We start from the raw sequence: 9,836 nt of genomic DNA on the forward strand, positions 1-9,836 counted from the left end.
CCCCATCGTCTAGAGGCCTAGGACACCGCCCTTTCACGGCGATAACCGGGGTTCGAATCCCCGTGGGGACGCCAGGAGCACCAGCAGTATCGTGGGGGTATAGCTCAGCTGGGAGAGCGCTTGCATGGCATGCAAGAGGTCATCGGTTCGATCCCGTTTACCTCCACCACAAGTTAAGCAGCATCGGGTCCCCATCGTCTAGAGGCCTAGGACACCGCCCTTTCACGGCGATAACCGGGGTTCGAATCCCCGTGGGGACGCCAGGATTCAAGTCCTGCAGCAGCAAGCAGGCAGTTTCAGCCAGTGTTGGCTGAAGCAGAAGGTTAAAGCGCGGAGTGGTAGTTCAGTTGGTTAGAATACCGGCCTGTCACGCCGGGGGTCGCGGGTTCGAGTCCCGTCCACTCCGCCAACTATCAAAAAGGAGCCCGTAGGCTCCTTTTTGCGTTTGGTCGAATGAATTCGCCCACCGCCCCGTCCGCACCGCCTTTCGCCTCGTCATGCAAGCCGGCTGTCAGCAAAATGCCGAACTGCAGGGGAGGGCGCGTAAAATGCACGGCTGATTCGTCCCTGCGAGATCCCCCTCCGTGTTCCACAATATCCTGACTGTCTGCACCGGAAACATCTGTCGTAGCCCTGTTGCCGAATACCTCCTGCGTCATGAACTCCAGCGCGCCGCCCGTCCGGCCGAGGTGCGTTCTGCGGGCATTGGCGCGCTCGTCAATCACGCCGCCGATGACACCGCGCTCGCCCTCATGGAAGCCCGCCAGGTGCCCATGCAAGCCCACCGCGCGCAGCAGATCGAGCGGGAGCACACCCGCTGGGCCGATCTCATCCTGGTCATGGAAAAGCACCACCTCGACTACGTCCTTGGTCTCGACCCGACCGCCCGCGGCAAAACCTTTCTGCTCGGCCACTGGAACAAGCTTGAGATTCCCGACCCCTACCGCCGTGGCGACGCCGCCCACGCAGCGGCCTACGATCTGATTCACCAGCAGGTTCTGATTTGGATCAAACGGATTTGATTGCAAGATAGTTTTTTTGCATCGCAAAATGCCCATGTGTTCATTCCAATGTTCTTTCGAATGTTAAAATCTATGCCGAAAGATACTTTGTGAAACTCGCGGGAGTGGAGCCGCCGTGCTACGGCAAGCCTCTTGGGCCCGATTAAGACAGGAGTGGTGTTTTGGCTAAAGGTATGATCCTTGCCGCGGGGCAGGGGACGCGGGTTCGTCCGCTCACCAAAAATCTTCCCAAGCCCATGGTTCCGATCCTGGGCAAGCCGGTGCTCGAATATCTCATCGAGCACCTCGCGCGCTACGGCATCCGCGAAATCATGATCAACGTGGCTTACAACCACTACAAGATCGAAAACTACTTTGGTGACGGTCACCGCTGGGGCGTCTCCATTGGCTACTCCTACGAAGGCGTCCGCGACCACGGCGAAGTCGTACCCAAGCCCCTCGGCTCCGCCGGCGGCATGCGCAAGATCCAGGATTTCAGCGGCTTCTTCGACCAGACCACCCTCGTCATCTGCGGCGACGCCATCATCGACCTCGACATCGGTGCCGCCATCCACGAACACCGCTCCAAGCAGGCCGTGGCCAGCGTCGTCGCCCTCGACGTTCCGCGCGACCAGGTGCAGAACTACGGCGTCGTCGTTGCCGACGACAACGGCCAAATCAAGTCTTTCCAGGAAAAGCCCAAGCCCGAGGAAGCCAAGTCCACGCTAGCCAGTACCGGCATCTACCTGTTCGAGCCCGAAGTCCTCGATCTGGTGCCGCCGGGCAAGGTCTTTGACATCGGCAGTGAGCTCTTTCCGCTGCTCGTCCAGAAAGAGCTGCCGTTCTACGCCCAGAAGCGCTTCTTCAACTGGATCGACATCGGTCGCCTCAGCGACTACTGGACGGTCCTGCAGCGCGTTCTGAGCGGCGAAGTCGCCCAGATGGACATGCCCGGCAAGGAGATCCGCCCCGGCGTGTGGGTGGGCCCCAACACCTCCATCGCATGGGATAGCGTGCAGATCGTCGGCCCCGTGTACATCGGCTCCAGCGTGCGAATCGATCCGGGCGTCTCCGTCATCGGCCCCACCTGGATCGGTCACGGCAGCCACCTCAAGCCGGGCGTGCGCGTCGAGCGCAGCATCCTGTTCGAGTACACCCGCTTGGCTGAAGGCCAGCGCTTCAGCGAAATGATCGTCTCGCCCCAGTACTGCGTAAACCGCCAGGGCGAAGCCTACTACGTCGGCGACGACGAATTCCCCCTCCGCTGGGGGGATGCCCGCGGCCGCTAAAGGACTGCGGGTAGAGCATAAGTCCGTTTAGGTGAGTTTGCTCACCTAAACGAGGCTTTTCTGTGCCCTAGTTGAGACGCGTAGTAACAACATCTGAAGAGAAATTGCGAGTGGTAAAGACTGTGGGATTTGTTGAGCGCCGTGAACTAGCTGGTATTCGCGCTACATGATGCCTTTCGAGTAATTTCCAGTGGGTCAGAGAAATGAAAAAAGTCCTTGTTTTGATGGCGACCTATAACGGAGAGTTGTGGGTTGGAGAACAAATTAGCTCACTTGTCAATCAGGTTGGTGTGGAAGTGAGCTTGCTCGTAAGCGATGATTGCTCTACAGACCGGACTCTGGAGATTGTTCGTTCTTTTGAGAGGGCTCTTCCGATTAGTATTTTGCCTAATGAGTCTCGATTCGGTGCCGCAGCCAAGAATTTTTTCTCGTTAATGTCGCGGGCTAACCTGGATGGGTTTGATTATGTTGCCTTCTGTGATCAGGATGACATCTGGAATAGTGGTAAATTAGAACGTGCGGTGGATGTTCTTGAGAGTGGGCGCTACGAGGGGTATTCCGCCGGAGTTGAAGCGTTTTGGGCCGACGGCCGAACGAGAACTTTGAGGCAGAATCCAAAAGCAAGGCTATATGACTTTTTGTATGAAGGAGCCGGTCAGGGATGCACTTTTGTTGTCTCGAAGAGTCTCATGGATGAGTTTAGAGAGCACATAGATTTGAGTGCCTCTGTGATTTCGAATGTTCATTATCATGACTGGCTTCTGTACTCTTTTTGTCGAGTAAAGGGAAAGGCTTGGTGCATTGACGATTACGTGTCGATGCGATATCGGCAGCATTCGTCAAATGATACGGGCGCCAAATTGTCTTTGGCTGGAGTTAAGAGGCGGTTCTCGCTTATCAGAGATGGATGGTACGCGAGACAAGTGGACTCAATTTTTTTGTTTGTAGAACAGGTGTCGGGTGGTGCAAGAGGAGACGTTAGCACTCTGCGGGAACTGCGAGAGAGTGCTCAGGAATCACTGCTTGCTAAGACTCGGTATTGTATTTTGTTGATGAATAGGGGGCGTCGAAGCCTTCTTGATCGGCTGTTCTTAGTGTTGTTGCTTCTGAGTGGAGCTAAAGTTTGAGGTGCCTCTGAGTGATTTTGGGCGTCCTCACTGTCAAGTAGAAAAAACAAGGCTCCGATGAAGTCAGGGGTCTTGCCTGGTTGGAAGCCAAGCAAGACCCCTGAGTTGTCTTCAGTTCCGATCTTCTGTTGAGATCCTAGTGGTTAAATCATCAATATGCGTGTTTGTCCTTGAAGACAACGGCTACGGTCTTGAAAATTATCCAAATATCATGACTAAGTGACCAGTTTTTTAGGTACTCGAGGTCAAATTCAATGCGCTTCTTCATGTGCTCCAGATCATCTCCGCCACGGTATCCATTTACTTGGGCCCATCCTGTAATGCCTGGTTTGACCTTGTGGCGGACCATGTAGCCTGGAATCAGTCTTCTATATTGTTCATTCACCGCAATTGCGTGCGGACGTGGTCCGACAATGCTCATCCGCCCTTGCAGGACATTAATGAATTGCGGAAGCTCATCCAGTGAAGTCTTTCTTATGAATGAGCCAAATTTTGTGACCCGTGCATCTTGCTTTGTGACTTGGGTGTAACTGCGATTTCCATCTTCCGTTACGGTCATAGAGCGGAATTTATAAACAATGATCTCTTGGCCATCCAGGCCGTATCGTTTTTGCCGAAAAATAACAGGCCCTGAAGACGACATCCGAACCCCCAATGCCACAAAAAGCATGACCGGAGCCAGTGGAATAAGAAGCACAGTGGAAATGGCGATGTCGGATAGGCGCTTTGCGATCCCCCTGAATCCGGTAAATGGCGTCTCGCATACTGCAACAACCGGAATTCCGGAGATGCTGTGAATTTGGCCTTGGATTAGGTCTGTCACAAATATATCGGGCACAAAAAAGACTGAGGCTGTCGTATCCTTCAGATCGTCTAGCAATCCCAGAATTCTTGGTTGGCTTGCCATTGGGATTGCAAGGTAGATGTGATCAATTCGATTGGTTTTGACAAACTCAGCTAGGTCGCCTATCCGCCCAAGGGTGGGGATGTTATTTGTTTCAGGGAGTCGATCAAGGGCACGATCGTCAAAAAAGCCCACTACCCGGCAACCCAGATAGGGATTGTCTAGAAACTGCCTTGTGAGGCGCAACCCAACTTCATTGACTCCGCATACCACTGCCGTGCGCTGCTTTCCGGTTTTCGCCAGAACGCCCAGCAATATGTGTCTTGCTACAAAGTGTGCTGCCAGAAGTGCAAAGGGGGTGAGCAGAGTCCAGTTGATCAAAGCAGCTTGCGGAAAATTGTTTATATAGCCGCTCGCCACGCCGAAGCTGCCTAAGACGGCAGCAAAAAGGAGCCATGAGGTTGCCACTTTTCGCAGTACACGTCGTGGGGGATCGTTGAAGCGAGTCACCCCTGGGAACAGTAAGGAGAACGTGAGCACAGCCACGACCATGTAGGCCGATCCTACGTGGTGACCAGTGGCCAGTGCTGATGCTAACAGCACCAGCACTGCTGTCACGGGATACAGGAAAGCCTCTACAGCAGATGCCAGTGTGTAACTGGTGCGTAGAAAACTGTGTTGGCTGTCAATCAAGCTATACATTTTCATCCCATCGGGATTTTGCGTTGCAGCAAGCATTTGAGTGTGTATCCCGTACATTCACGAAACCCATTCTGAGCGTAAGATAATTCACGCTCACCTTTATGGTTTTGTGTTAGGTGGATTAAAGTCTTTAATAAACAAAGACATAATATATGTTACATGAGTTATTTGCAGTTTGTCATGTCATTTTCGCGGCAGTTTTGGGCGTCTATAACTTAAGTTAGTGTCGGAAAATTTAACACTTGCCGCGTTTTTCTTCCGGTCATGCTGCAGGTGCAAAATGCATGCTATGCCGCAACATAATGAATTGGCGTGAATTTAACAATCTCCATGTGTCACGAAACAATATCTGGCTTGATTATTGCTGCGCCTCATTCATCGATCATTGACGCCATGGTGCTGCCATCATGAAGAGCAAAACTTTTCTTTCATTCGTTGTAGTTGTCGGCATGTTTGCTGCAAGCCCCTTGTGGGCGGTGGGGGGCGAGAGTGGTAGCGGCGTACATGTCTCCGGCGGTGTCACTACGGCCGCGGTCGCCGGGGCCAGTGGGCTGATCTACGGCGCGCAGGGCGCTCCTGCCGGGCGCGCTGCTTACGGTGGCGGGTATGCGCCGGCAGAGGCGGGGCAGGGCAGGGGCGCAGCGCTGGAGCGCGCTGTGTCGGACGACGCCGACGGCAGCCTCGCCCAGATTCTTACCGGCCTCGCGCTGGTGCTGGTTTTGGTGGGCAAGCGCATCTCCGGTTGATGCCGTCATTTACAAAGAGTTATAGCTTTCAGCCCCGGGCGGGCCATTCACATGCAATAAATGCCCAGCTCGCATGCTAGGATTGGGCCCATAAATTTCTGTCTCCAGAGCTCTTTGTAAAAATTTCGAGCGCGCCGGGCCCATAAGAGCACCGGCCGCTCGGTCATGCTTTCGTCACCTATAACAAGGGGCGTCGGCCAGACCGAAGACTGATCGCCTGCTCCCGTCTAGCAAGGGGAAAGGTGCCGGAAGGAGGATGTTTGCGTGAGGGCAAGCATCCGGGGTAGGTCTTCGCAAGGCGGCTCCAGCAAATTGAAATTGGACCATGAGCGATTCCACAGACCTGCCCACCTCAAATCTTTCCTGCTCCCCCGTCAAATTTCTCACTCGTGGTCTCCTGGTCGCCGGCATCGTGTCGGTGCTGGGGGCGGGCTGTGCCGTGGTCCCCGGCGATCGCGCCTATTCCATGCGCGAGCAATCTGCCATCAAGCTGCCCGTCAAACAGCCGGACGCCGCCGAGCCTGTACCGGACAATGTAAAAATCAAGCCGATCACGGCCGAACTGATCATCGAGCAGTTCCGTAACGCCCAGCCGCCCAAGGCTGCCGCCAGCCAATCTGCGTTGGCCGGCGAAGGGCGGCGCATCGCTCCCGTCATCCCCACCCCGCCGGACTATAAAGTTGGCGCTGGCGACATCCTCACCATCATCGTGTGGGATCACCCGGAACTTACCACCCCGGCGGGCCAGTACCGTTCGGCGGATCAGGCCGGTACGGTCGTGTCGGAAAACGGCACCATCTACTACCCCTATGTGGGCGTGCTGCCGGTGGCGGGTAAAACGACCCGGCAAATCCGCGAACTGCTGATCAGCAAGCTCTCCAAGTACATCGAAAAAGCCCAGATCGACGTGCGCATGGCGGCCTTCCGCAGTCAGCGCGTCTACGTGGTGGGCGAAGTGAGCAAACCCGGCCAGCAATACATCTCCGACATTCCCATGACGGTGCTTGAGGCCGTCAACCTGGCCGGCGGCTTTACCCCGGAAGCGGACTACAGCAATGTGCTCCTCACCCGCAAGGGCGTTACCTACCGGGTGGATATCCAGTCCATGTACGAGAACGGCGCCACCGAGCAGAACACCCTGCTCGAAGCCGGCGACATCCTCAACGTGTCGGATCGAACCTTCAACAAGATCTTCGTGCTGGGTGAAGTCAACAAGCCCGGCTCCTTGGTCATGACCAAAAAGCGCTCCACGCTGGCCGAGGCCCTGTCCGACGCCGGCTACATCAGCCAGGATCGCTCCAACCCCAAGTGGATCTACGTGATGCGCGGCGAGGGCGAAACCCCCGAGCTCTTCCACCTGGACGGCAGCTCGCCGGACTCCATGCTGCTGGCCGACAAATTTCCGCTGCGCCCACGGGACATCATCTACGTGGATGCTGCCGACGTGGTGCGCTGGAACCGGGTGATTTCCAACATCCTGCCCACTGCCCAGATGCTCTACCAGACCAGCAACGCGCGCTACCCGCTGTTCGGCGGACGGCAGCCCTAAGTCTGGGGGCTTTTCGGCCTAAGCCGGCAATTCATACAGCCCCGCCCAGCCACGGCAGCGGGCGCATGCGAGACATACGAACTACGGACCGCTCATGGAACACGACCAACTCAAATCTGCCCAGTTAGTGCAGCCGCAGACATATTCAAGATCTGATGATCAGGAGGAGGATGGCATCGCACTTGGCGAAATTATTGGCGTCCTGCTGGAGTACCGATGGATCATCGCTGGGGTAACGGCCTTGGGCTTACTCCTCAGCGCGGCCTGGGTATTCATCGCCAAGCCGGTCTATCGAGCCGACGCACTGGTCCAAGTAGAAGAGAAAGGGCCGGGCGGTAGCAGTGCCATGTCTGCCTTGAAAGACCTGGGCCCGCTGCTTGGCATCGGTGGTGACACCACCGTGGCCGCTGAGCAGGAAATCCTCAATTCCCGCTTGGTCCTGGAAAAAGTTATCCAGAAAAAGCGTCTCAACATCCAGGCCGATCCGCGTTACTTCCCGATCATTGGCCAGGCGATTGCACGCCGCTACAAGGGCGAAGGCCTGAATAGCCCTTGGCTAGGCCTGTCCAGCTTTGCCTGGGGCGGTGAAGAGATCCAGGTGGATGCGCTGGAAGTGCCCCGTGATTGGCTGGACGAAAAGCTGACTTTCGTGCTCGGTGAAGGTGGGCGCTTCGAGTTGTTTGCAAGTGACGATGAGCCCGTGCTTATCGGCAAGGTCGGCGAGCGCGCCTCGTCCAGAGGCTTTTCCATTTTCGTTCCCAAGGTCGTCGCCCGGTCGGGCAGCCGCTTCAAACTGGTTCGCCTGTCGCCTGACGAGGCCCTCGACAAGCTTTCCAAGCAGTACCAGATCAAGGAGCGGGGCAAGAAATCCGGCATTCTCGAGGTTAGCCTGAAGGGTGAGGACTCCGACCGGATTGGTACTGTCCTGGACGACATCCTCAACACTTACGTGCGGCAGAACGTCGAACGTCGTTCTGCCGAGGCTGAAAATACCCTCAGGTTCCTAGAAACCCAGTTGCCGGAGGTTAAACGCCAACTCGACGCAGCCGAGGCGGCTTACAACGGCTACCGGCAGAATCGTGGCTCGCTGGATTTGTCCATCGAGACGCAAAGCGTGCTGGGCTCCATCGTCGATGTTGACAACCAGATCGTCGCCTTGAAGCAGGAACGGGATGAGCTCCGTCAGTACTTCACGCCGGAACACCCTCGAATTCAGGCCGCGGACGCCAAGATGGAAAAGCTCAAGGCCCGTCGTGCCGAGTTTGATGGTTCAATTGCCAAGCTGCCGGACACTCAACAGACGGTGCTGCGCTTGGCGCGGGATGTGGAAGTCTACACGACGCTATACACGGATCTCGTGAATACGGCTCAGCAACTGCGTGTAACCAAGGCGGGCACGATTGGAGATGTGCGGATTGTCGACCCCGCAGCGGTGACGACCCAGCCTGTGAGTTTGAAACCGGTAATCATCCTTGCTATTGGCGGCTTCCTGGGCTTGATCGCCAGTTTTGGCGTCGTATGGCTGATTCGCACCCTCAACGTAGTCGTAGAAGATCCGGAGGAGGTCGAGTCTAAGTTGGGGCTGCCGGTTTATGCGTCGATTCCCCACAGCAACGAAGAAGTGGTCATCAGCAAGCGTGGCAAAGCGGCCAAAGGCGGGGGCACTTTGCTAGCGATCTCTAATCCGGAAGACGATGCCATCGAGAGCTTGCGCAGCTTGCGTACCACGATCCACTTTGCGCTGCTGGATGCTCAACAGAACTCCCTGCTGATCACCGGCGCCAGCCCCGGCCTGGGCAAGAGCTTCATTTCCAAGAACCTCGGCGCCGTGCTGGCCCAGGCTGGCAAGCGGGTGGTGATTGTCGATGCCGATTTGCGCCGCGGCCATATCAACAAGGAGTTTGGCCTTAGCCGCGAGACTGGCGTGTCGGAATACGTGGCGGGCAGCACAAGTATCGACAGCATCATCAAGCCCACGTCGGTCGAAAACCTGTGGGTCATCACTACGGGTCAGATCCCGCCGAACCCCTCCGAACTGCTGATGCACCTGCGTTTCGAAGAGTTGCTGGAAAAGCTGAGTGAGCGTTTCGACACTGTCATCGTCGATGCGCCGCCGATCCTGGCGGTATCCGACGCAGCCATCATCGGTCGCCACGTGGGTGCCACGCTGATGGTCGCCCGGGCTGGCCGCCACCCGATCCGCGAACTGGAACAGGCCGTCAAGCGCCTCCATCAGTCCGGCGTGCACGTGAAGGGCTTCGTGTTCAACGACCTCAATACGGACAGGCAGCGGTACCGCTACGGTTACAAGGGCTATGTCTACCGCTATTCGTACAAGGAAAAGGCGTAACGCCCTTTCCTCTTCACAAGGGCTGATGGGCCTGTGCGCCGTCAGCCCTGATTTGTGGCGACCTCGCTGTATGTCATAGGCGTACGGAGGAGCGCCGAAACACTAGATTGAGTGCATTCGCTTCAATTCGGATTCAACTGTTAGGAACTCCTCCATGATTCTCGTAACCGGCGGCGCCGGCTTTATCGGCGCCAACTTCGTACTGGACTGGCTCGCAACCCGTGACGA

7 protein-coding genes and 3 tRNA genes are annotated in these 9,836 nt (G+C 56.3%); 9 read left to right on the top strand and 1 reads right to left on the bottom strand.

The features are described from left to right. Positions 1 to 93: 93 nt before the first annotated feature. From B4920_RS25350 to B4920_RS25375, 6 genes are all read left to right on the top strand, one after another. Positions 94 to 169 (top strand) — tRNA-Ala (locus tag B4920_RS25350). An 18-nt stretch (positions 170 to 187) separates the two neighbouring features. After that, positions 188 to 263: transfer RNA gene (locus B4920_RS25355), tRNA-Glu, on the top strand. A 69-nt stretch (positions 264 to 332) separates the two neighbouring features. Then, positions 333 to 409, top strand: a tRNA-Asp gene (locus tag B4920_RS25360). A 175-nt stretch (positions 410 to 584) separates the two neighbouring features. Beyond that, positions 585 to 1,022: a low molecular weight protein-tyrosine-phosphatase gene (locus B4920_RS25365; protein WP_079437532.1), complete on the top strand. Its 438-nt coding sequence runs from the start codon at positions 585 to 587 to the stop codon at positions 1,020 to 1,022. Between the two features lie 161 nt (positions 1,023 to 1,183). After that, complete coding sequence (locus B4920_RS25370; RefSeq protein WP_216820025.1) at positions 1,184 to 2,290, top strand: sugar phosphate nucleotidyltransferase; 1,107 nt, start codon at positions 1,184 to 1,186, stop codon at positions 2,288 to 2,290. 203 nt (positions 2,291 to 2,493) lie between these two features. Beyond that, positions 2,494 to 3,417, top strand: a complete 924-nt coding sequence (locus B4920_RS25375; protein WP_079437534.1) for a glycosyltransferase — start codon at positions 2,494 to 2,496, stop codon at positions 3,415 to 3,417. Positions 3,418 to 3,568: 151 nt separating this feature from the next. On the opposite strand, the gene B4920_RS25380 is transcribed toward B4920_RS25375, so the two are convergent. Next, a complete protein-coding gene (locus B4920_RS25380) occupies positions 3,569 to 4,999 on the bottom strand; it encodes an undecaprenyl-phosphate glucose phosphotransferase (protein WP_254051056.1) in 1,431 nt (476 codons plus the stop codon). Positions 5,000 to 5,412: 413 nt separating this feature from the next. On the opposite strand from B4920_RS25380, the gene B4920_RS25385 reads away from it, so the two are divergent. From B4920_RS25385 to B4920_RS25395, 3 genes are all read left to right on the top strand, one after another. Beyond that, positions 5,413 to 5,709 carry a hypothetical protein gene (locus B4920_RS25385; protein ID WP_079437536.1) on the top strand — a complete coding sequence of 99 codons (297 nt, stop codon included), beginning with the start codon at positions 5,413 to 5,415 and terminating at the stop codon, positions 5,707 to 5,709. A 325-nt stretch (positions 5,710 to 6,034) separates the two neighbouring features. Next, positions 6,035 to 7,258 carry a polysaccharide export protein gene (locus B4920_RS25390; RefSeq protein ID WP_079437537.1) on the top strand — a complete coding sequence of 408 codons (1,224 nt, stop codon included), beginning with the start codon at positions 6,035 to 6,037 and terminating at the stop codon, positions 7,256 to 7,258. A gap of 94 nt (positions 7,259 to 7,352) precedes the next feature. Continuing rightward, on the top strand, positions 7,353 to 9,608 hold the full coding sequence (locus tag B4920_RS25395) for a polysaccharide biosynthesis tyrosine autokinase (RefSeq protein ID WP_079437538.1): 2,256 nt from the start codon (positions 7,353 to 7,355) through the stop codon (positions 9,606 to 9,608). Positions 9,609 to 9,836 lie beyond the last annotated feature (228 nt).

It is taken from the genome of Zoogloea sp. LCSB751, from assembly GCF_002028455.1.
GTDB lineage: Bacteria > Pseudomonadota > Gammaproteobacteria > Burkholderiales > Rhodocyclaceae > Zoogloea.